Source organism: uncultured Winogradskyella sp., assembly GCF_947495255.1.
Classification (GTDB): domain Bacteria; phylum Bacteroidota; class Bacteroidia; order Flavobacteriales; family Flavobacteriaceae; genus Winogradskyella.
The window spans coordinates 440,176-461,760 of the sequence record NZ_CANLYI010000001.1 but is presented as its reverse complement, the minus strand read 5'-3'; the positions used below and the strand labels follow the sequence as shown (position 1 = coordinate 461,760).

Sequence of the window (21,585 nt, the reverse complement as noted above, 5' to 3'; positions counted from 1 at the left end):
ATTAACTTAACCTAGATATAATTATTATGATTAAAAAACTTTCAATATTAGCATTAACGGCAACCTTATTTACATCTTGTGTGTCTAAGCAAATTTATACAGACCTTGAAGATAAATATGCCAATTTAAAAAAGGAAAACAGAAGTCTCACTGATGACCTGGCAGAATTTGAAAAGGAAAAAACAAAAATATATAATGATTTAAATGATTTAGAATCGGCTTATGAGGCTGTAGTTTCAGAACGCGATAAACTTCAAGCAGATTATGCTGCTGCAAAATCAAATCTTGAAAATTTAAAAGCATCTTACAAAGCTTTAGAAGAAAATAGTTCTGCATCTATTGCTAAAAATTCTCAAAAAAACAGAGAGCTTTTAGCACAACTAGAAGCAAAAGAACAAGCTTTAGCTGCAGAAAATGAACGTTTAAATACATTGAAGAAAGAATTAGAAAGCCGCTCGCAACGCGTAGCTGAATTAGAAAATGTGATTGCATCAAAAGATGCAGCCATGAATAATTTAAAAGATGCTATTTCTAAAGCCTTAACTAATTTTGAAGGTAAAGGTTTAACTGTAGAGCAGCGTAACGGAAAAGTTTATATTTCTATGGAAAATAAGTTGTTGTTTGAGTCTGGAAGCTGGTATGTTGGAGCACAAGGAAAACAAGCTGTAAAACAGTTAGGTAATGTATTAGCTGAAAATCCTGAAATTTCAGTTTTAATTGAAGGTCATACAGATAATGTGCCTTATAAAGGTAACGAGCAATTAAGTGGTAATTGGGATTTATCAGCAAAAAGAGCAACAGCTATTGTAAATATATTAAGAGAAAATGAGGCTATTAATCCTGAAAACTTAACAGCAGCAGGACGTGGAGAATTTGCACCAATAGCATCAAACGAAACATCAGAAGGTAAAGCAAAGAATAGGCGTATTGAAGTGATTTTAACGCCTAAGTTAGATGAGATTTCTAAGTTGTTGAATGAGATATAACGAACTCTTGCTTTCAAATTAAATACTATGAAATACACAACGCTACCAAATACAGATATAAAAGTTAGTAAAATATGTCTTGGCACCATGACTTGGGGAAATCAAAACACCCAAGATGAAGGTTTTGCTCAAATGGATTTTGCGCTAGATAGAGGCGTTAATTTTTTTGATTGTGCAGAATTATATCCAGTGCCAGCAACAAAGGAGACTTATGCAGAAACTGAACGTATTATTGGTAATTGGTTTGCTAAAACAGGCAATAGAGATAAAGTCGTTTTGGCCTCTAAAATTGCTGGGACAGGAGATTATACGGCTCATATTAGAACTAATGGTTTTAGTAAAGAGGCATTAAATGAAGCCGTAAATAACAGTTTAAAGCGTTTGCAAACGGATTATTTGGATCTCTATCAGTTACACTGGCCAGAACGCGATACTAATTATTTTGGTGTTAGAGATTATAAGCATAACTCAGATGATAACTGGGAAGATAATTTCAACGAGATTCTTTATAATCTTGATGAAATTGTTAAATCTGGAAAAATAAGACAAGTTGGTATTTCTAATGAAAAAGCTTGGGGAACCATGCGTTATTTAGAAGAGTCCAAAAAGCACAATTTACCGAGAATGATTACCATTCAAAACGCATATTCTTTAATTAATAGAGTGTTTGAAGGTGATTTAGCTGAAGTAGCCTACAGAGAAAATATTGGTTTACTTGCCTATTCACCAATGGCATTTGGAGTTTTATCTGGTAAATATGTAAAAGGAATAGATGCTGAGAATTCGAGGTTGAATTTATTTCCAAGATTTGCAAGATATAGCAGTAAGCAATCTACAGAAGCTACTAAACGTTATTTGAAAATTGCAGAAGATAGTAATATGTCACTCGCACAAATGTCTTTGGCTTTTGTCAACGAACGACCATTTTTAACGAGTAATATTATTGGAGCAACAAGTATAGAACAGTTAGAAGAAAACATTGATAGCATTAATATTTCTTTATCAGATGAAGTAATGAAAGCGATAGACAGTGTTCATTCTGAGATTCCTAATCCTGCGCCATAAAGTATGATTTATTGTAAAATAAAAAGTCCATTTGTAATCTACAAATGGACTTTTTTATGTGTTTATATTTTAATCTGACGGTTAATCTGTTCCTGTAAAGAAATGAACGTTTCAGTTCTAGAAACGCCTTTTATACTTTGTATTTCAGAATTAAGAACATGCATTAAATGTTCATTATCTTTAGATAGTATTTTAATGAAAATAGACCAATTTCCTGTGGTGTAATGACATTCAATAACCTCAGGTATTTTTTGAAGTTGCTTTACAGCTTCCGGATTACTAATCGCTTTATCCAAATAAACACCAACAAAAGCCATGGTTGTATAGCCTAAAGCTTTAGGGTTTATAATAAATTTTGAACCAGCTAAAAGACCAGATTTTTCTAATTTCTTTAAACGTTGATGAATAGCAGCTCCAGAAATTCCGACATTACGAGCAATTTCCAGAATTGGTGTTCTGGCATCTTCCATTAATGCTCGTAGTATTTTTTTATCAATACCATCAATATATATACCGTTGTCATTAACCTTCATATGTCTTAAGCCTTATAGTTTGAAAGTTAAAGGTAAAAAAAGCGTTTCAATTTGAAACGCTTAATACTAAATATATGTTTAATTATAAAATTAAATATTCAGAGGGTTATAACCTAAGTAAGGTACTTCATGTTCCTTAAAAATAATATCATAGGACTCTAATTCTTTTAAAATTGGTGTATAAACCTCTTCTGAAATAGGAATTTGAACACCAGGAGTTTTTATTTTACCATTAAGTATAGCTAAAGTTGCAATAGCTACAGGTAAACCTACCGTTTTTGCCATAGCAGTATAAGTTTGGTCTTTGCCAAGCGTAACCATTGTGGCATCAATCTGATGTTTTTTACCATTAAGTTCATAACCAAATTTATGGTACATTACAAGCATGTCTTTATCGGTTTCGTCTAATGTCCAACTATCCATTAATATTTTTTGAAGAATTTGAGCAGGTGTCGCTTTATCTAATTCTACCATTTTTTCAGGATTAAAAATATCCAGTTCTAAAAATTTGTCCCAAACAATATCATCTTGGTCAATTTTTAGTGCATGTCTAAATTTAAGTTCTACAGAATCGGTTGGACTATATGGTAAAAATGCATTAACAAAATCACGATAACTCATATTAATACTATCGTCTATTGTGTAACTATCATCTGTCATTCCTAATTGGGCAAAAACATTCCATGCTCTGCTAAAACCAACGCGTCGCATTGTGCCACGGTATAACGTTTTTACATGGTCTAGGCCATAAACCTCTTGGTATTTTAAGGAGTCCCTATTAGCGTAAGCTTCAAAACGGCCATAACTATCAACTTCTAAAAATTCTGTACGTCTAAATAAACGATTATAAGGAATGTATTTAAATTGACCTTCTTGTAAAAATTTAGCAGCACCTCCTTGTCCGGCAACAACAACATTTCTAGGGTTCCAAGTAAATTTGTAATTCCACAAGTTGTTATCACTCTCAGGAGCGACTAAGCCACCTGTAAAAGATTCAAACAAAATCATTTTTCCGCCTTTATTTCTAATACGGTCAATAACTTGCATTGCACTCATGTGGTCAATGCCTGGATCTACACCAATTTCATTCATAAAGATGAGGTTATTGGCTATGGCATCGTCATTTAAAGCTTGCATTTCTTCGCTGACATAAGATGCTGTGACCATATGTTTTTTGTAAGTAATACAGTCTTTTGCAACTTCTATATGAAAACGTGCAGGTAGCATAGAAACTACAATATCTGCTTTTTTTACAGCTTCAATTCTAGATTCAGCATTAAATACATCTAAATGAATAACATTTGTGTTTGGGTGTGTGTCAACCAACTTTTTAGCATTATCTACATTAAGATCACCAACAGTAATTTGAAGTTTTTCTGATTCTGATTTATCTAGTAAATATTTTATGAGATAAGAACAGGATTTACCTGCTCCAATGATTAAAATCTTTCGCATTATAACTAATTTTGTAGGACACGAATGTAAGAAATACTAAAGCCATTTTATACCAAATTATTACTAATTATGAATAAAAAACTATTAATTACAGGAGCAATACTAGGAATATTAAGCATTATTTTGGGTGCTTTTGCGGCACATGGTTTAGCGAAATTGATTGATGCTGATGCTATTAAAACTTTTGAAACAGGAGTGCGTTATCAAATTTATCACGCCTTTTTTCTGTTAATTTTAGGTGGCACTTCCTTTGTGAGTTTAAAAACTAAGAAAACAATATTTTATTTAGTGATAGTAGGTGTGTTATTCTTTTCTGGTTCTATATACGGATTGGCTACAAATTCGCTTTCAGCCTTTGATTTTAAAACTATTGCATTGCTAACACCAATTGGTGGATTGCTGTTAATCGTTTCATGGAGTGTGATGTTAGTCGGTATTATTAGAAATAAAGTCGATTAATGACAATCAAATGAGCTGTTTCAAAATAAAATTATAGTTTTGCAGAACTAAACAACAAATAATATTATGGCAAACCATACCCAATTTACGAAAACGATTTCGTTAGATCAATATGGAATTAAAAATGCAAAGGTTAATTATCAATTATCTTCAGATGAGCTTCATGCTGAAACCATTGCTAAAGGACAAGGTGTAGAATCTTCATCTGGTGCTATAGCTGTTAATACAGGTGAGTTTACAGGGCGTTCTCCTATGGATAGATTTATCGTTAAAGATGCTATTACAGAAGAGAAGGTTTGGTGGGGAAATATCAATATCACTTTTGATACTGATAAGTTTCAGAAACTTTACGACAAAGTTGTTAATTATCTATCTGAAAAAGAATTATATGTTCGTGATAGTTATGCCTGCGCAGATGAGAATTACAAGTTAAATATTAGAGTTATTAATGAGTTTCCTTGGAGTAATATGTTTGCATATAACATGTTTTTACGTCCTACAGAAGCTGATTTAGAAGGTTTTTCGCCAGAATGGACTGTGGTGAATGCACCAGGTTTTATGGCAGATCCAGAAGTAGATGGTACACGTCAGCATAACTTCGCAATTTTAGATTTTACAAGAAAAATTGCTTTAATTGGTGGAACGGGCTATACAGGTGAAATTAAAAAAGGAATTTTTTCTGCTTTAAACTTTATTCTTCCAGTTTATAAAGAAACATTACCAATGCACTGTAGTGCTAATGTTGGTAAAGATGGTGACACAGCTATTTTCTTCGGTTTATCAGGTACAGGTAAAACAACACTTTCTACAGATCCTAATCGTAGTTTAATAGGTGATGATGAACACGGTTGGACAAAAGAAAACACAGTCTTTAATTTTGAAGGTGGTTGTTATGCTAAAGTTATTAATCTTTCTCAAGAACAAGAGCCAGAAATCTTTGCAGCTATTAAAAAAGGAGCAATTTTAGAAAATGTTATAATGGATGATAATGGCAATGTTGATTTTGCTGATACATCAATTACACAAAACACAAGGGTAAGTTACCCAATTTATCATATTGATAATATTAGAAAACCTTCTATCGGTAAGAATCCAAAAAATATATTTTTCTTAACAGCAGATGCTTTTGGAGTATTACCTCCAATATCTAAATTAACACCGAGCCAAGCAGCATATCACTTTATTTCTGGTTATACAGCAAAGGTTGCTGGTACAGAAGCAGGAGTTGTGGAGCCAGTACCTAGCTTTTCGGCTTGTTTTGGTGCACCATTTATGCCATTACATCCTACGGAATATGCAGATATGCTTAGTAAAAAAATGAGTGATGCTGGTGTAAATGTGTGGTTAGTTAATACAGGTTGGACAGGTGGTCCTTATGGTGTTGGTACTCGTATGAAACTAAAATATACACGTGCCATGATTAATGCAGCTTTAAATGGTGATTTAGATGATTATACTTATGAGGATTATCATATTCATTCTGTGTTTGGAGTAGCACAACCAAGATCTTGTCCCGGAGTACCAACAGAAGTGTTGAGTCCAAGAACAACTTGGAACGATGATGAAGCCTATTATAAAATGGCGTTTAAACTTTCTAATGCATTTAGAGAAAACTTTAAAAAGTTTGAGTCTTATGCTTCTGAAGAAGTGAGACGTGGTGGACCACAACGTTATGCTTTTTAGTAAAGTTATATAAACCAAAAAAGCGATTCTAAATTTAGAATCGCTTTTTTTTTATGTTTTAATCTTAAAGTTTAATAACTACTTTCCTTTATTAACAGCATCAATATATTTCTGTAATGCCATTGTCATTGAAGGTGTTTCTGGAGTTGGTGCAGAAATATCTACACGCAATCCTTTTTCCTTAACTGCTTTAACCGTTGTGTTACCAAATACAGCAATACGCGTTTCGTTTTGCTTAAAATCTGGGAAGTTATGGAATAAAGATTCTATGCCAGAAGGGCTAAAGAATACTAAGATATCATAAGTTACATTTGATAAATCAGATAAATCACTGATAACCGTTTTATAAAATGTCGCTTGTTTCCATTTTACACCTAAATCATCTAAGATTTCTGGTATAATTGGCTTTACCTTATCTGTTGTAGGTAATAAGAATGATTCGTCTTTGTATTTTTTAATTAAAGGAATTAAATCTTCAAAAGTACGTTTACCTACATAAATTTTACGTTTTCTGTAAACAACATATTTTTGTAAGTAATAAGCAACCGCTTCGGATTGGCAAAAATACTTCATAGCATCTGGTACTTTAAAACGCATTTCGTCTGCAACTCTAAAGAAGTGATCTACTGAATTTCTACTTGTAAGAATAATGGCTGTAATTTTACTAAGATCAACCTTTTGCTGTCTTATATCTTTAGAAGACACACCTTCAACATGAATAAAGGGTCTAAAGTCCACCTTAACTTTTTGCTTCTCTTGCAAATCAAAGTACGGAGAGTTCTCTACTTTAGGCTCTGGTTGTGATACTAAAATCGTTTTCACTTTCATACGTAAACCTTGTGTTTTAACCGTTATACTCTCTAATAACCTTATATAAAAGTACATAAGGTCCAATTTCGAGAGCGCAAAGATACAACAAAAAATAGAAAAAATTAGGATTAATTATTTTTTGATAGGTTTTGAAGGAGTTTAAAAAGCCAACAAGATTTATGATACAGACTAAAGAAAATGCAATAATGATTGTTATTTCCATATAACGCGTGGTGTACAACAAAAATAAATTCGCGATTAAAAATACAATACCAGATAAATTTTTGAACGTTGTTTTTTGAAATAGGTAATGATCCATTAAGCTATCTATTTCAAAAAGACTACCAATAAGACGTTCTATAAGTGTTTTTATAATAATTATAGTAGAAACTGCAAATAGTAATTTTAAAAACGAAACGAGTTCAAAATTTAAAGGAGATACAAAAGTAGAGTAGGCGAAATAAATAAATATACTCAGTGACAAACTGAGATTTATAAATAGAAAACTATCAAACTGATCAATGAATTTTTGATCTTTACTATAGATTTTTAAATACTTAGAATTCCCAATAACATAAATAAAATCATTAAACCTAAGCGTGTTTAAATATTTTGCAATGACAATAGTACACAATCCTATGACAGTGAAAATGGTAAACCAATCGTGTGTAATATAGTTTCGCATGCGGCTAAATTATAAAGAATATTGAGGTAATGCCAAATAAATATCAAAATGAAGGCATAATTTTATTTGGTTTTTGATTTGTTAATAAAAACAATTCAAAATTAATTAATGTTCTTTATTTATTTGAATTATAAAGATATGTATAAATCGTATCTATAGAAAACGTTAATTTGAACTTATAGTCCATTAAAAACTTTATTTTTGTTAAAATTCTAACGCAAGAAAATGCGTATTTAAAAGTGAGTTAATGTCTGACGCAATTGTCATAATCCCTACATATAACGAGATTGAAAATATAGAATCAATCATTAGAACTGTTTTTTCTCAAGAAAAAGAATTTCATGTACTTGTTGTAGATGATAATTCTCCTGATAATACAGGAAAAATGGTAAAATCGTTACAACAAGAGTTTGAAAACAAATTATTCTTATTAGAACGAAAGCAAAAAAGTGGATTAGGAACAGCCTATATTGCAGGATTTGAATGGGCTTTAGAGAAATCGTATCAGTTTATTTTTGAAATGGATGCTGATTTTTCGCATAACCCAGACGATTTAGAAAAATTATATGATGCTTGTGCTAAGGATGGTGCAGATATTTCTGTAGGATCAAGATATGTTAAAGGTATAACGGTAGTTAATTGGCCATTGTCTCGTATTTTATTGTCATATGGTGCGTCTCGCTACGTGAGATTAATTACAAGAATGAAAGTAAAGGATTCTACAGCAGGATTTGTTTGTTATAAAAGACAAGTATTAGAAACCATTAATCTAAAGAAGATTAAGTTTGTAGGTTACGCGTTTCAAATTGAAATGAAATTTAAAGCCCATAAAAAAGGTTTTAAAATTATGGAAATACCAGTTATCTTTAAAGATAGAACTAAAGGACATTCTAAAATGAGTGGCAGTATTATTTCTGAAGCTATTTTTGGAGTGATTAATTTAAAATTAAAAAGTTTATTTGCTAAGTAAAATAATATGAATCGACAGACGCTTATTAAAAATGCAAGAATTGTCAACGAAGGAAAGATTGTTGAAGGCGATATTCTTATTGAAGGCAATATCATTAAGGAAATAGACTTATCTATTAGTGTTAAGTCTGCTGATATGACTGTAATTGATGCAGAAGGTAATTACGTATTGCCGGGTATGATTGATGATCAAGTACATTTTAGAGAACCAGGACTAACACATAAAGCTAATATTGAGTCTGAGTCTAGAGCAGCATTAGCAGGTGGTATTACTTCGTTTATAGAAATGCCTAATACAAATCCTCAAACAACAACAGTAGAAAAATTAGAAGAAAAGTTTGCTATTGCAGCAGATACATCTTACGCTAATTATTCATTTATGTTTGGTGGTACAAATGATAATTTAGATGAAATTCTAAAAGTTGACCCAAAAACTGTAGCAGGTTTAAAACTCTTTTTAGGATCTTCTACGGGAAACATGTTAGTGGACGACCCTAAAGTGATTGAAAAAATATTTTCGAGTACAGATATGGTTATTTCTGTGCATTGTGAAGATGAAGCAACTATAAAAGAAAATTTAGCCAAGTATAAAGCCGAATATGGAGATGATATACCAATGGAAATGCATCCAATTATTCGTAGTGAAGAAGCTTGTTATATATCATCTTCAAAAGCTATTGAACTAGCGAAGAAAACAGGAGCTAGATTACATGTTTTTCATTTGTCGACAGGGAAAGAAACGAGTTTGTTTTCAAATAAAATTCCTTTAAAAGATAAAAAGATAACTGCTGAGGTTTGTGTGCACCATTTATGGTTTTCGGATGAAGATTATGTTAAAAAAGGAAGTCATATAAAATGGAATCCGGCTGTGAAAACATCTAAAGATAGAGACCAACTCTGGAAAGCTTTGTTAGATGATAGAATAGATGTAATTGCAACAGATCATGCACCTCATACATTAGAGGAGAAAAATAATCCATATACAAAGGCTCCTTCTGGTGGACCATTAGTGCAACATGCTTTAGTGGCTTTGTTAGAAGCGCATCATCAAGGTAAGATTTCAGTTGAAAAGATTGTAGAAAAAGCATGTCATAATCCTGCCATTTTATTCAATGTTGAAAAAAGAGGTTATATAAGAGAAGGTTATTTTGCAGATTTAGTTATTGTAAACCCACAAAGTCCTTGGACCGTAAATAAAAGTAATATTTTATATAAATGTGGCTGGTCACCTTTTGAGGGTAACACGTTTAAAAGTAGAATAACTCATACTTTTATTAATGGACAACTTGCTTACAATAACTTTAAGGTTTTAGATGTAAAAGCCGGACAACGATTAACTTTTAATAGATAGCATGTTAAAACATTATATTATAGTACTACTATTAGGAATTTTGGTTTTAGGGTGTGAAAACATTGAGAAGCCTAAAAAACCTGATAATTTAATACCAAAGGCACAGATGACAGAGCTTTTGTACGATGTTTATGTGGTTAATTCAGCAAAAGGTGTTAATAGAAAAACATTAGAATTAAATGGTATTATACCAGAAAATTACATTTTAACAAAGCATAATATTGATAGTACTCAATTTTCAGAAAGTAATACCTATTACAGTTTTAACACAGAGGATTATAAAAGCATTGTAGAAAAAGTAAAAGAAAGATTAGAAAAAGAGAAAAAGGAATACGAAGATTTAAGAGACGAAGAAAATAAAGATCTGAAAACCCAAAAAGATTCTGTAAAAAAGAAAAAACGTATTAATCCTGTTAATCAGTCTAAGAAACGACCTGTTTTTGATAAAGATTAATTATTCAAATCTTTAAGGTATAGTGTACTGACTTCTTTAATAGTTTCTTCTATTGGCTTAAATTTAAAGCCTAAAATATTTTCTACTTTAGAACTATCATATTTTCTGATACTTAAAATTGAGTTTGAGGCTTGTTTTGTTAAGTTTCTAGGTTGACTTAATAATTTAGATTTAAGCCAATCTAATCTCCAAATAATTTTTGTAAGCCAAGGCTTTGCTTCTTTTGTAGGTTGTTTCACATTTAGAGCTTTTGCAGTCTCTATAAAAAAGTCTTTATAGCTTAGATTGTTAGCGGCTAGAATGAAGTTTTCATTTTTTATGTCACTATTCATTAGTTGTTGCATCAAATTAACAACGTCCCAAACATCAACAAATCCTGTGATACCTGTAGTGTAATAAGGAAGTCCATTCTTAATTCGTTTAAACAAATTACCACTACTACCTCCAGACCAATAGCCAGCTCCTAAAATAATACCAGGATTTACAATAACAGCATCTAATCCTTCTTGTGTACCTCTCCAAACTTCAAGTTCTGCACCATATTTTGTAATAGCATAAACGCTGTTGTCATTTTCGGCGTTCCATTCAGTTTGTTCATTTATAGGTTTTTCTGAATTGGTGTGATGCCCAATGGTTGCAACAGAACTCACATAGCATAGCTTGTCAACTTTATGACTAATACATAAGTTAACAATGTTAGCAGTACCTACAATGTTTATTTTTCGGAGTAATTTGTATTTGCTAGGTTCAAAAGAGACAAATGCAGCACAATGATAAACATGTGTGATATCTTTAAATGCCTCCTGAAGCTTAGGAACATCGTTGATGTCAGCCTCTACCCATTCAATTTTATTAAAAAGGATTTCGGAATCTTCAGAATAATAAGAAAATACGTGTTTTACGTTATTTAAAGTGTTTTTACTTCTATAAATAGCACGTATTGCTGCATTATTTTTCAACAGTTGAAAAAGTAAATGCGAGCCAACTAAACCTGTTCCACCTGTAACTAAAATCATTAGGCGAAGTTACAAATCTTAGACTTAATTCGTTGTTAGAACTTTGTTAATAAGGATTAAGATCACTTTAATTGTAGTTTGTAAATTGAATTAAAATTGTCTTTTGTCTTTAACAGCGGAAACATATCTTTGTGCAATTAAAATTTGAAACTAAATAAGCAATGGCAAACAAGTTTGTAGAAGAATTACGCTGGAGAGGAATGGTACATGATATCATGCCAGGAACTGAGGAGCAATTAGATAAAGAGATGACAACAGCCTATATTGGTTTTGACCCTACATCAGACTCGTTGCACATTGGTAGTTTAGTACCTATAATTTTATTGGTTCATCTAGAGAAAGCAGGTCATAAGCCAGTAGCTTTAGTTGGTGGAGCAACAGGAATGATTGGTGATCCATCAGGGAAAAGTGATGAGCGTAATTTACTTGATGAAGCAACTTTAGCTCATAATGTTGCGGGAATAAAAGGAGTTCTGTCTCGTTTTTTAGATTTTAATTCACATAATAAAAATGCACCAGTTTTAGTAAATAACTACGATTGGATGAAAAACTTTAGTTTTATTGATTTTGCACGTGACGTTGGTAAACGTATCACTGTTAACTACATGATGGCTAAAGATTCTGTAAAAAAGAGATTAAGTGGAGACGAAGGAAACGTAGGTATGTCTTTTACAGAGTTTACGTACCAATTAATACAGGGTTACGATTTTCATCATTTGTACAAAACCATGGGTTGTAAATTACAAATGGGAGGAAGTGATCAATGGGGAAATATAACCACAGGTACGGAATTGGTTAGACGTATGCATGATGGAGAAGACCAAGCAAAAGCATACGCCATGACGTGTCCGTTAATTACAAAAGCAGATGGTTCTAAATTTGGGAAATCTGAAGGCGGTAATGTTTGGTTAGATGCAGAGAAAACATCAGTATTTAAATTTTACCAATTTTGGTTAAATGCAACAGATGAGGATGCAGAAAAGTATATTAAAATCTTTACATTTTTAGATAAAAATACTATTGAAGCGTTAGTAGAAGAGCATAAAGAAACACCTCATTTACGTTTGTTGCAAAAGCGCTTAGCGGAAGCAGTAACTGTTTTTGTGCATAGCCAAGAGGATTATGATAATGCAGTTAAGGCTTCTCAAATATTGTTTAGTAAAGATTTTAAAAATGAAATTAAGCAATTACCAGAATCCTTATTTCTAGATGTTTTTGAAGGTGTAAAGCAAGCAGAAATATCTGAAGCAGAATTTAGTGAGGGTATAGATATGATTGGAGCATTGGCAGCAAAAACCAACTTCTTAAACTCTAATGGAGATGCCAGACGTGCATTGAAAGAAAATGCCGTTGCCGTTAATAAAGAAAAGGTAAAGGAAGATTATATATTATCATCTGAGGATTTAATTCATGATAAATACATTATTATAAGTAGAGGAAAGAAGACTAATTTTATTTTAAAGGTAGTTTAAAATAGATTCTCACTACATAGTTTAGACCTCACTGTTATCTTACATGTGAGGTCTTTTTATATCTTTAAAATTTTAAATGACTAATTTTTAAGACAAATGAATCAGACTAAGCAATTAGCTAGTAGAATTAGTGAAGTATTTCTTAATGGTACATGGATTGCCAATACCAACTATAAAAATGAGTTAGATAACTTAGATTTTAGAATAGCGAATAAAAAAATAGAATCCTTAAACTCTATTTCAGTTTTAGCGCAGCATATTCATTATTATATATCAGGTATCTTAAACGTATATGTGAATAATAAATTAGAAATAAGTGATAAGTTTAGTTTTAATTTTTCACCAATTAAATCACAATATGCTTGGGAATCCTTCTTATCTCGGTTTTGGGGTGATACAGAATTACTTATTCAGTATATTGAAAATATGACTGAAGAGGATTTAAATATAGATTTTGTTGATGAAAAATATGGAACATATTCTCGTAATATAAACGGAATTTTAGAACATAGTTATTATCACCTTGGGCAAATTGTTCTAATTAAAAAATTAGTATTACATTTTTAGTTGAATAAAAAAAGTGCCCAAAATTTTATTTTGGGCACAATCTAACCAATCAATCAACTATTGAAAATCTTCCTTTTTCATAGCATTAATTAAGTCGTAAGTAAGTTTTAGTCCTTACAAAAAAATAAAATAATTTTAAAGAGCCATTAAATTACAGCCTCTAATATCAGAATTGTCAAACCTGCCAATAATTTCAAACTCACCGTTTTCATTGATTTTGCCCAAGTCTTGGGTCGCAATAAATGAACAAGAATTTATATTAGCCAAATCAATAACATTTATACCACCTGTTTTGTTTGGCTGTTGTATTGTTAGTGCATCTTCGGTATCTCTTGTTAATATTTTCATCCATGGAGGACATTCAAAAACACCATGCCCTTTTGAGTAAGCTTGACTTAAAAGTTCTGTCATGCCGTATTCACTATGAATTTGGTTAACCTTAAATCCATTTTGAAGAATTTGGTGCAGCTCTTGTCTTATGATTTCTTTTCGTCTGCCTTTCATTCCTCCCGTTTCCATGATTGTGGTATGCTTCAAATTAAGTTGGTAAGCTTCAACCAAATCTAATAAGGCAAAGGAAACACCTATAAGTAATGTTTTTTGTTGGTTAGCCTCAAGCATTTTTAATGTGCTTGCTAATTCTTCAATATTATTAAGGTAAAAGCCACTTTCAGTTCTGTTAGATTTTTCAATTAAATCATTAACCATGTAAATTAGTGAAGAACCGTCTCGTTCTAAATAAGAAGGTAATAAGGCTAAAACTACATAGTCTTCAATATTGCCATAGAAGTGTTTAAAAGCTTTTAAATAACTCTCTTCATATAGTTTTAAATCAGAAACTAAATGTTTACTCGTAACGCTTCCTGTTGTGCCAGAACTTAAAAATGTTTTTTGAATTGTTGCTGTAGTGCTTAAGACTTCACGTGATTTAAAAAACTGAATTGGTAAAAAAGGAATATCAGAAATGTGCTTTACATCAGAAGGATGCTTGTAAAGTAAGTCGCAAAAGGAGCGGTAAACTTTGTTGTTATCAAATTGAAATTTAAACACGTTTAAGGCTAGCGCTTCAAATTCAGCATTAGATTTTATATTAAAAATATCGTCTTTAAATTTCATATTGCAAAAATATGCAAAGAAGTGATTTAAACTTTTTCTTTTAGCGATAATTTAATGTAGCTAAAGTTTAGGTGAAAAAAAAAGCGTAACTCATTTTTTTGAGTTACGCTTTTAATATGTATTGAATATTATGCTTAGTTAATTACTAATTTCTTAGTAGTAGAAGCATTGTTTTGCGTGATTTTTATAATATAAACACCAGACTTTAAGTTAGCCACGTTTAACGTGTTAGTTGTTAAAATTTCATTTTTAACTTGCTTACCTAAGATATCATAAACTTGTACAGAGATAGCATCGCTATTTGTAGAAGAAATTGAAACCGATCCAATATTTGTTGGGTTAGGGTATAAGCTAAAAGAATTAGCATTAAAATTATTTACACTTAATGGTGCTGCAATATCACTAGCATATCTAGGGAAAATTTGGTAAACAGCATTAAACTCACCACCCAAACCAGTAATACTTGAAGCAGTAGTTGGGATAGCTGTACCAATGATATCTTCATCACCAAAAGCAACTCTTGCAACAGTTATATCTGCACCATCCGCTACGTTATAGTTTGTGTTGTCTGTGAATACACCAGTATCTGCAAAAGTTACATTGTTTAAAGTGATTAATCTACTTTCGTAAGTTTCACCGTTAGTAATAAGTTCAGAAGCACTAACTACTATAGGTGTTAATGTGTTACCTGTAGATGATGCAGCTGCTACATTTTCACTAGGAACAAATTGAAGTGTTCCAGCATATTCAGATAATTCGCCTACTAAACCTGTTAGTCCGTCACCAATACTAAAAGCAGTAGTTAAAGTACCAGCAGTATCATCAATTAAGATTCCTGCACCAGTATCTTGAATGTATTTTTGGTTTCTTATTCCTTCAGTCACTATGTAAGAAATGATTGCTTCACCAGTTAATTCATATAATTCACCAACTGTACCAGCACGTAAAGCAGTAATATTTGCTACTTGAGTTATTGTTGCAACATTTGCTACGCTAAATGATATCATATCTGAATCAATTGTTCCAGTTCCATCAACTAAATCAGCCGTTACAGAATAAGTTTCACCATCTATAGTTGTAACTGAAAAAGGGCTTGTTGCATTTGCAGTTGCTGTTCCATTTACTGTAATAGTAACACTTTCTCCTCCAGATAAGTTGGCAGTTGAAAATTCTACATTTACGCTTGTAGTACCAGAAGCTAATACTGCATTGTTACTTGGGCTTGTTATTGTAACACTTGGCGCGGTACTTCCTACGGTAGAGTATGCACCAACACCACCAATTAATGTTTCAAAAGTATCTGTACCACCTTGACATATTCCTAATCCGTCTAAAGCAGCTAAACCTGCAATATTCCAGTTAGATGCTACGAAACCACCATCAGGTCCAGTTCCATTAATTCTTGTAGCATAAGAATCTTTATATTCCCAAGATTCTCCACTACCATCAACATCACTAACGCCATATTGATCTATAACAGATGAGTCAGAAGTTAGAATTATTCTAATTCTGTCATCACCGTTTAAATTCATAGTGTTCGATTCTAAAACATTAGCTGTAGCTAAAGCAGGAAAATCACTCACTATTGCATCTGCACTTCCAGTTGTAGTGATATACACAAAACCATCTGTTACAGTACCTAAAGTTGATAAATCTTGTAGATTACCCCAATCTGTATTAGCATTAGTTTGATTTTCTATACTGTATAAAGTAAAGTCAACCGTACCATCTGCATAAATTTCAAGTAATTTTGGATTTCCACCAGTACAATCACCATCAAGGATTGTAGTAATAATTGGAGATTGACCATAAGATGCAAGTCCAATAAGAGTAAATAATAAAAAGTAAATTTTCTTCATAATTGATTTTTTATAAAAGCGTTAGACTACAAATATAACAACAAATCTCTAGTTTTCGGAATCTTCATAGTTAATACTTATCATATTTACAATAACTTAATATGGTAGCTATCAGGTGCTTTTGACTTACAGTGAATTATGATTTTAATGTTAAGCAATTGTTATTTGCAATGACTTTAAAGTCGTGTTTAATTAAAAAGAAAGATTAAAAATTAGCAAAAAAAATATTGCTGGTATTACCCAGCAATATTTTAAGAATAACTTTTAAGAAAATTATTCAATTACTAATTTTTGGGTTACAGTTGTATTGTTGTGTGTTAGTTTTAAAATATACACTCCTGTGCTTAAATCTGAAACATTTAAAGTGTTATTATTTAAAGTTTTATTTTTAATTTGTTTTCCCAAAATATCATATACCATAACTTTTATAACGTCACTATTTACAGAAGAAATGGTAACGGATCCAGTATTTGTTGGGTTAGGGTAAATAGAAAAAGTAGAAGAGTTAAACTCATCAGCAGATAACGTATTAGGTGTAACATCAGCCCAAGAAGTACCTACACGAAGCTCATCAAATAAAATAGAAGGCGTTTCTCCTGTTGTGTCTTGACGTAAAAAGAATTTACTTATAGATGTTGCATTATCCGTAGAGAGTTCATTGAGTGTAAAGCTTGGTGCTATATCAGATTCAAGTTCAGCAACACTAGGATTAACCCAAAGACTCACTTTATTAGTGTCTATATTGTAGCTTACTACAATTAAAATATTATCTCCAATATTATAAGAGCCAACAAAACTAGGATTACTTGGGACAGCACCTGCTCCAATATCAAAAGTAGTGCTAGCTGCATCAGGATTAGGTCTTACCCATAATCTAGCATCAAATTCACCTAAAACAGCAAAATAACCACCATCATTAAGGTCAGTTATTGACGATTGATCAGTTACACTAAAAATAAAAGAAGCATATACTTCTCCGCTTGTAACAGGAGTGAATTCAATTTCAGGATCATTTCCTTCACCATCCCACATAACGTGATTTCCAGTTGATGACGCTAGTCCAGGATATGATAAGTTTCCAGTACCAACTATTATTTCATCACCAGTATTTTGATTTACCCAATTTGGTTGATTTGCCAAGTTTTCAGAAGCTGTGTAATCAAAATTTTCATATAAAGGAAGTGTTTGTACAATATCATTTATTGTGAAGTTTACAGCGTCATCAATAGATATTGATGCTGCGTTATTATCAACTAAACTAATTGATATAGAATGAGGTCCAGTTGATAGCCCTGAAAGTGTTATTGCACTAAGGTCAAATTTATTAATTATGGCACCAGAATCAACAGAGTATTGTATAAACCCATCTCCTGTGCTATCCGTTGCTCCTGAGCCATCATCATTAGATAACGTGAAATTAATAACTTCTAGAGTAACGTCAAAACTAGCATCACTGCCTACATTTACTATTTGCCCTTCAGTTGGTGATGTTATAGACAGTGAAGGATTAGTGTTAGCACCAGATTGTAATAAGATGGAATCAAAACCAGCATAATCAGACCCTCCATTTTGAAGGCCAATTAAAGTAAATCTTACGTTAGCAGTTCCATCAGGTATTACTTTTGCAGATGTTGTCCATGTCTCAGTATCTTTTTCTAGCGATACAATGCCTTGGCTTACATCATCAAAAAAATATTCAACGCTTAATTCGTCTGCTGAGTCATAGCCATCTGTATAATATTTAAAAGTTAGAAGAATGTTGGATTCACCAACTACAGAAACATTAGGAAACTCAAGCGTGTGATCAAAAGCACCACCACCATTGCTGTTTTCAATGTCTCTAAGTCCCCAAAAATTAGTACCTGCATCAGGACCAGCAATAGTACCTACAGTCGTTGTTATTCCCCATAAATCAGAGCTCACATCATAAGTATCAGGAGTAGCAGTATAACTCCAGGTATCAGCTGCACTATCTTCAAAACCTTGAGCGGCTAATGTTGTTTGGGCATTTAATGATACGGTAAGTAGAAGCATAATAGTAAAAAAGTAAATTTTTTTCATAATAAGTGTTTAAAGATTAAGCATTAAATATACCAATATAGAGGCACTATAAAAGTTGGTATTTCCTTGAATTAGCCTATGTTTACCTTTGCATAACGTTATATGCGTTCTTAGCTGTTGATTAACAGTTGTTTTAGTTTAATGTTAGCAAATTGTTATCAAATAGGTTTGTGTCTTCATTTAATGCATATATATTTATATTTACTCAACCTTAAAAGGCATGTGAAGTGAAGAAAAAGGATATTAAAATACTATTGGTTGATGATGAGCCAGATATTTTAGAAATTGTAGGTTATAACTTATCTGCAGAAGGCTACCAAGTTATAAAAGGTGAAAATGGTTTAGAAGCTGTAGAGCTAGCAAAAAAACATAAGCCTCATTTAATAATATTAGATGTAATGATGCCGAAGATGGATGGTATTGAGGCTTGTGAACGCATTAGAGAGTTACCAGAATTAAGTGAAACTGTAATTACATTTTTAACAGCAAGAGGAGAAGATTATTCTCAGGTTGCAGGTTTTGATGCTGGTGCAGATGATTACATAGCCAAACCTATAAAGCCAAAAGTCTTAATTAGTAAGGTAAAAGCTTTGCTAAGACGACTTAAGCAAACTGATGAAGCTGCAGATTCAGTAATGAAAATTGGTGATTTGGTTATTTATAAAGAAGAATATAAAATAACATTGAAGGGTAAAGAAATTACTTTACCAAGAAAAGAGTTCGAATTGTTATCTTTGTTAGCAACCAAGCCTGGTAAGGTTTTTAAGCGCGATGAGATTTTAGATAGAGTCTGGGGAAATGAAGTCGTTGTTGGCGGAAGAACTATAGATGTACACATTAGAAAACTTCGTGAAAAAATAGGAGATAAATCCTTTAAAACCGTTAAAGGTGTTGGTTACAAGTTTGTTGACTAATGCAAAATACTAATTTTAAGAAATCTTATAAGTTCGCTTTTAGAACAGCGTTATACGTTACGCTGTTTTCAACAGCGCTTGTTTGCCTGTTTTTATATTACTTCCATACTTTTAATTGGCAAGTCATCTTTTATCCTATTTTATGTTTTCCGCTTTGCTTTGGCATTGTACAATATAGAGTTGAACGTTTTATATACAGACGAGTAAAAAAGATTTATGATGACTTAACTCTTTTGGAATCTACTAGTTTAAGGCAGTTACCTATAACGACTGACATGGGAACATTAACTAGGGAAATAGATAAGTACGCCAAAAACAAAAAAATTGAAATTGAAACGTTAAAGGTAAGAGAAGAATACCGAAAAGAATTTATTGGTAATGTTTCTCACGAATTAAAAACGCCTTTATTCACGGTGCAAAGTTATCTCCTTACTTTGATCGATGGCGGAATTGAAGATGAAAAGATTAGAAATAAATATTTAGCAAGAGCAAGTAAAGGCGTAGAACGTCTAACCTATATCATTAAAGATTTAGATATGATTACCAAATTAGAAGTTGGTGATTTAAGTTTAATTAAAGAGAATTTTGATATTGTAAAATTGGTTCACAATGTTTTTGACCTTTTTGAAATGAAAGCTGCCAAAAAGCAAATTACGCTGACTTTTGATATCGATTATAAAGAACCTATTATGGTTTATGCTGATAAAGAACGTATACAGCAAGTGTTAACTAATCTTATTGTAAATTCAATAAAATACGGAAGAGAAAAGGGAACAACAGAAGTTAGTATAGAAAACCTAATAAAAAACAAAGCCATAGTAAGAGTTACTGATAATGGTGAGGGTATTGCAAAAGCAAATCTTCAACGTTTATTTGAACGTTTTTACCGTGTAGATAAAAGTGGCTCTCGTAAAGAAGGTGGTTCTGGTTTAGGATTATCTATTGTGAAACATATTATTGAGGCTCACGAAGAAAAAATCTATATAGAAAGTCAATTAGATGTAGGTAGTGAGTTTTCGTTTACTTTAGAAAAGTCCAAATAATTTCTTGTAATTTAATTGAGACTCCTTAAATATCATTCCTTTATAATTCTCAACTTGAGACAATAAATCTAATGTAAAGTCATTTTGTTTACAAAACGGCGCAATACCTTCAGATTCTAATTTTTTTGCTAGATATTCTTGCTCGTATTGACCAGGAGTGGGAATAAAAAAGGCTTTCTTTTCAAGTTTTGTTAAATCCATTATAGTTGTATAACCCGACCTACTTAAAACCATCTCACTTTCATTTATGGTTGTTTCAAGTTCTGCACTGGTCATATAATTATAAATCATCATATTTTTATGTTGAGTAATCGTCTGCTGAGATTCAATCACACCTTTTATAAAACAAATGTTTCCATTATATGTTTTTAATTCGCCAAATAATTTTTCTTCTAAAAACGTACGCTGAGGTTCTGGGCCAGAAAGCATAACTAAAAGTTGGTATTTGGTCTTTAAAGTTTCTTTTTTAAATCGGGATAAAGCACCTAAATATTTTAAAGGAACACCAAAATTTTTAACATGTCCTAAAATACCACTGAGGTTATTTTTATCAGCATAATCAGGAATCCAACATTCATCAAATTTAGAAATAATTCTCTGGTGAATTTTAGTGCTAAACCAAGTTGTATTTCCACTGAGCACTTGTAATTGATGTGATATAAATACAGATGGCACATCGTTGTGTCTAACACCAAAGCGATTGTCTGAAATAATTCCAGATATAGCATTTGATTTTACAAAATTGGCTATTGCTTTTTGCTCTTTCTTGGCAGTCTTTAAAAGATGAGGTGTATCTTTTAAAAGTTTTAATTTTAGATGTTTTGGTTTTTTAGAATAGGTAATGTTATAAGATGGTAGCTCAAAAGATTCAAGTTTAGGAAACTCTTTTTGTAATAATTGAAGCGCAATACCATCACTTGCAATTATGGGTTCAAAATTATGTTCAATGAGTGCATTAATAATAGGAATACAACGCGTAGCATGACCCAAACCCCAATTTAATGGAGCGACTAAAATCCGTTTTCGATTTTCATCTAATTTTTGGTTCGTTTGTTTCAGTTTTTATAAGGTTATTAATATATCAATG

Annotated in this window: 19 protein-coding genes and 1 pseudogene; 11 read left to right on the top strand and 9 right to left on the bottom strand. The window is 31.8% G+C overall.

Going from position 1 to position 21,585, the window contains the following annotated elements; translation table 11 throughout:
* Positions 1–26: 26 nt before the first annotated feature.
* Both Q0807_RS18910 and Q0807_RS01985 read left to right on the top strand, forming a co-directional pair.
* Positions 27–863, top strand: a pseudogene (locus tag Q0807_RS18910) (OmpA family protein); the annotation flags it as partial.
* A gap of 150 nt (positions 864–1,013) precedes the next feature.
* Positions 1,014–2,051: an aldo/keto reductase gene (locus Q0807_RS01985; protein ID WP_299105756.1), complete on the top strand. Its 1,038-nt coding sequence runs from the start codon at positions 1,014–1,016 to the stop codon at positions 2,049–2,051.
* Positions 2,052–2,113: 62 nt separating this feature from the next.
* Here Q0807_RS01985 and Q0807_RS01980 read toward each other — a convergent pair whose 3' ends face one another.
* Positions 2,114–2,584, bottom strand: a complete 471-nt coding sequence (locus Q0807_RS01980; RefSeq protein ID WP_299105754.1) for an Lrp/AsnC ligand binding domain-containing protein — start codon at positions 2,582–2,584, stop codon at positions 2,114–2,116.
* Positions 2,585–2,674: 90 nt separating this feature from the next.
* Positions 2,675–4,039: a saccharopine dehydrogenase C-terminal domain-containing protein gene (locus Q0807_RS01975; RefSeq protein ID WP_299105752.1), complete on the bottom strand. Its 1,365-nt coding sequence runs from the start codon at positions 4,037–4,039 to the stop codon at positions 2,675–2,677.
* A gap of 69 nt (positions 4,040–4,108) precedes the next feature.
* On the opposite strand from Q0807_RS01975, the gene Q0807_RS01970 reads away from it, so the two are divergent.
* Positions 4,109–4,498, top strand: coding sequence for a DUF423 domain-containing protein (locus Q0807_RS01970; protein ID WP_299105750.1), 390 nt, complete (start codon positions 4,109–4,111; stop codon positions 4,496–4,498).
* A gap of 66 nt (positions 4,499–4,564) precedes the next feature.
* Positions 4,565–6,181, top strand: coding sequence for a phosphoenolpyruvate carboxykinase (ATP) (gene pckA / locus Q0807_RS01965; protein WP_299105748.1), 1,617 nt, complete (start codon positions 4,565–4,567; stop codon positions 6,179–6,181).
* A gap of 78 nt (positions 6,182–6,259) precedes the next feature.
* Here pckA and Q0807_RS01960 read toward each other — a convergent pair whose 3' ends face one another.
* Both Q0807_RS01960 and Q0807_RS01955 read right to left on the bottom strand, forming a co-directional pair.
* Positions 6,260–7,009 (bottom strand): uroporphyrinogen-III synthase, encoded by a 750-nt coding sequence (locus Q0807_RS01960; RefSeq protein WP_299106107.1) that lies wholly within the window; start codon positions 7,007–7,009, stop codon positions 6,260–6,262.
* Positions 7,010–7,025: 16 nt separating this feature from the next.
* On the bottom strand, positions 7,026–7,676 hold the full coding sequence (locus Q0807_RS01955) for a DUF4271 domain-containing protein (RefSeq protein ID WP_299105746.1): 651 nt from the start codon (positions 7,674–7,676) through the stop codon (positions 7,026–7,028).
* Positions 7,677–7,923: 247 nt separating this feature from the next.
* On the opposite strand from Q0807_RS01955, the gene Q0807_RS01950 reads away from it, so the two are divergent.
* From Q0807_RS01950 to Q0807_RS01940, 3 genes are read left to right on the top strand one after another with little or no spacing between them, the layout of a single operon-like run.
* On the top strand, positions 7,924–8,646 hold the full coding sequence (locus tag Q0807_RS01950) for a polyprenol monophosphomannose synthase (protein ID WP_299105744.1): 723 nt from the start codon (positions 7,924–7,926) through the stop codon (positions 8,644–8,646).
* 6 nt (positions 8,647–8,652) lie between these two features.
* On the top strand, positions 8,653–9,996 hold the full coding sequence (locus Q0807_RS01945; RefSeq protein ID WP_299105742.1) for a dihydroorotase: 1,344 nt from the start codon (positions 8,653–8,655) through the stop codon (positions 9,994–9,996).
* Between the two features lies 1 nt (position 9,997).
* Positions 9,998–10,450 carry a DUF4296 domain-containing protein gene (locus tag Q0807_RS01940; protein WP_299105740.1) on the top strand — a complete coding sequence of 151 codons (453 nt, stop codon included), beginning with the start codon at positions 9,998–10,000 and terminating at the stop codon, positions 10,448–10,450.
* On the opposite strand, the gene Q0807_RS01935 is transcribed toward Q0807_RS01940, so the two are convergent.
* Positions 10,447–11,466, bottom strand: coding sequence for an NAD-dependent epimerase/dehydratase family protein (locus Q0807_RS01935; RefSeq protein WP_299105738.1), 1,020 nt, complete (start codon positions 11,464–11,466; stop codon positions 10,447–10,449). The two genes, Q0807_RS01940 and Q0807_RS01935, sit on opposite strands and share 4 nt — an antisense overlap.
* A 161-nt stretch (positions 11,467–11,627) precedes the next feature.
* Between Q0807_RS01935 and tyrS the strand changes: the two genes are divergently transcribed.
* Together tyrS and Q0807_RS01925 are read left to right on the top strand one after the other, a co-directional pair.
* Complete coding sequence (tyrS, locus tag Q0807_RS01930) at positions 11,628–12,938, top strand: tyrosine--tRNA ligase (protein WP_299105736.1); 1,311 nt, start codon at positions 11,628–11,630, stop codon at positions 12,936–12,938.
* Positions 12,939–13,034: 96 nt separating this feature from the next.
* The gene (locus Q0807_RS01925) at positions 13,035–13,505 is read left to right on the top strand and encodes a DUF1572 domain-containing protein (RefSeq protein ID WP_299105734.1); all 471 of its coding nucleotides are present in this window, start codon (positions 13,035–13,037) and stop codon (positions 13,503–13,505) included.
* Between the two features lie 135 nt (positions 13,506–13,640).
* Here Q0807_RS01925 and Q0807_RS01920 read toward each other — a convergent pair whose 3' ends face one another.
* From Q0807_RS01920 to Q0807_RS01910, 3 genes are all read right to left on the bottom strand, one after another.
* Positions 13,641–14,621: an acyl transferase gene (locus tag Q0807_RS01920; RefSeq protein ID WP_299105732.1), complete on the bottom strand. Its 981-nt coding sequence runs from the start codon at positions 14,619–14,621 to the stop codon at positions 13,641–13,643.
* 134 nt (positions 14,622–14,755) lie between these two features.
* Complete coding sequence (locus Q0807_RS01915; protein WP_299105730.1) at positions 14,756–16,480, bottom strand: T9SS type A sorting domain-containing protein; 1,725 nt, start codon at positions 16,478–16,480, stop codon at positions 14,756–14,758.
* A 273-nt stretch (positions 16,481–16,753) separates the two neighbouring features.
* Positions 16,754–18,541: a T9SS type A sorting domain-containing protein gene (locus Q0807_RS01910; protein ID WP_299105727.1), complete on the bottom strand. Its 1,788-nt coding sequence runs from the start codon at positions 18,539–18,541 to the stop codon at positions 16,754–16,756.
* A gap of 227 nt (positions 18,542–18,768) precedes the next feature.
* Between Q0807_RS01910 and Q0807_RS01905 the strand changes: the two genes are divergently transcribed.
* On the top strand, positions 18,769–19,455 hold the full coding sequence (locus Q0807_RS01905) for a response regulator transcription factor (protein WP_299105726.1): 687 nt from the start codon (positions 18,769–18,771) through the stop codon (positions 19,453–19,455).
* Positions 19,455–20,498, top strand: coding sequence for an ATP-binding protein (locus Q0807_RS01900; RefSeq protein ID WP_299105724.1), 1,044 nt, complete (start codon positions 19,455–19,457; stop codon positions 20,496–20,498). Before Q0807_RS01905 ends, Q0807_RS01900 begins: the two co-directional genes overlap by 1 nt.
* Here Q0807_RS01900 and Q0807_RS01895 read toward each other — a convergent pair.
* Positions 20,481–21,488: a glycosyltransferase gene (locus Q0807_RS01895; RefSeq protein WP_299105722.1), complete on the bottom strand. Its 1,008-nt coding sequence runs from the start codon at positions 21,486–21,488 to the stop codon at positions 20,481–20,483. The two genes, Q0807_RS01900 and Q0807_RS01895, sit on opposite strands and share 18 nt — an antisense overlap.
* Positions 21,489–21,585: the final 97 nt, after the last annotated feature.

Excerpts from the sequence above, each read along its gene's own strand:
- Q0807_RS01970 (WP_299105750.1), top strand. The coding sequence starts at position 4,109 with ATGAATAAAAAACTATTAATTACAGGAGCAATACTAGGAATATTAAGC.
- Q0807_RS01940 (WP_299105740.1), top strand. The coding sequence starts at position 9,998 with ATGTTAAAACATTATATTATAGTACTACTATTAGGAATTTTGGTTTTA.
- Q0807_RS01920 (WP_299105732.1), bottom strand. The coding sequence starts at position 14,621 with ATGAAATTTAAAGACGATATTTTTAATATAAAATCTAATGCTGAATTT.
- Q0807_RS01980 (WP_299105754.1), bottom strand. The coding sequence starts at position 2,584 with ATGAAGGTTAATGACAACGGTATATATATTGATGGTATTGATAAAAAA.
- tyrS (WP_299105736.1), top strand. The coding sequence starts at position 11,628 with ATGGCAAACAAGTTTGTAGAAGAATTACGCTGGAGAGGAATGGTACAT.
- Q0807_RS01945 (WP_299105742.1), top strand. The coding sequence starts at position 8,653 with ATGAATCGACAGACGCTTATTAAAAATGCAAGAATTGTCAACGAAGGA.
- Q0807_RS01950 (WP_299105744.1), top strand. The coding sequence starts at position 7,924 with ATGTCTGACGCAATTGTCATAATCCCTACATATAACGAGATTGAAAAT.
- Q0807_RS01960 (WP_299106107.1), bottom strand. The coding sequence starts at position 7,009 with ATGAAAGTGAAAACGATTTTAGTATCACAACCAGAGCCTAAAGTAGAG.
- Q0807_RS01975 (WP_299105752.1), bottom strand. The coding sequence starts at position 4,039 with ATGCGAAAGATTTTAATCATTGGAGCAGGTAAATCCTGTTCTTATCTC.
- Q0807_RS01915 (WP_299105730.1), bottom strand. The coding sequence starts at position 16,480 with ATGAAGAAAATTTACTTTTTATTATTTACTCTTATTGGACTTGCATCT.
- Q0807_RS01985 (WP_299105756.1), top strand. The coding sequence starts at position 1,014 with ATGAAATACACAACGCTACCAAATACAGATATAAAAGTTAGTAAAATA.
- Q0807_RS01900 (WP_299105724.1), top strand. The coding sequence starts at position 19,455 with ATGCAAAATACTAATTTTAAGAAATCTTATAAGTTCGCTTTTAGAACA.
- Q0807_RS01910 (WP_299105727.1), bottom strand. The coding sequence starts at position 18,541 with ATGAAAAAAATTTACTTTTTTACTATTATGCTTCTACTTACCGTATCA.
- Q0807_RS01935 (WP_299105738.1), bottom strand. The coding sequence starts at position 11,466 with ATGATTTTAGTTACAGGTGGAACAGGTTTAGTTGGCTCGCATTTACTT.
- pckA (WP_299105748.1), top strand. The coding sequence starts at position 4,565 with ATGGCAAACCATACCCAATTTACGAAAACGATTTCGTTAGATCAATAT.
- Q0807_RS01955 (WP_299105746.1), bottom strand. The coding sequence starts at position 7,676 with ATGCGAAACTATATTACACACGATTGGTTTACCATTTTCACTGTCATA.
- Q0807_RS01925 (WP_299105734.1), top strand. The coding sequence starts at position 13,035 with ATGAATCAGACTAAGCAATTAGCTAGTAGAATTAGTGAAGTATTTCTT.